Here is a 347-nt window from a genome sequence, read left to right as displayed (position 1 = left end):
GAACAAATTCGCCCTTCGGGCGACTTAAAAGAGTAAGCAGCAATGTTTACTCTTTTTTTCCTTTATACACCATACCACCTGGACAGTAAGGGCATTCAAGAACTGGCATTTCCGATGAGTCAATGCCATCTATTTTGCTCAGATATGCCATTTCATCTACAATAAATGCCGGGACTTCTTCTTCATACCCACATTCCTGACAACGATAATTGTATGTAGGTTCCTTTTCCTGACCCTCGAAGGGAAGCTCCTCTTCCAGTATCTTCTCTATAATATCGTCTTCTTCGTTGTTTCGTTTCTTCTTCTTCAAGACACCTCACCCCATCTTTCTCAAATGACCATATTGT

General features: G+C 41.2%; 1 protein-coding gene. It reads right to left on the bottom strand.

Translation table 11 applies throughout. The features are described 5' to 3' along the window. Positions 1–46 precede the first annotated feature (46 nt). Positions 47–310: an FmdB family zinc ribbon protein gene (locus ciss_RS03260; RefSeq protein WP_075864877.1), complete on the bottom strand. Its 264-nt coding sequence runs from the start codon at positions 308–310 to the stop codon at positions 47–49. Positions 311–347 lie beyond the last annotated feature (37 nt).

Origin of the sequence: Carboxydothermus islandicus (genome assembly GCF_001950325.1) — a bacterium.
Lineage (GTDB): Bacteria > Bacillota > Z-2901 > Carboxydothermales > Carboxydothermaceae > Carboxydothermus > Carboxydothermus islandicus.
Note: the sequence above shows the minus strand (reverse complement) of the source record. Positions and strands in the feature narration are given on the sequence as shown.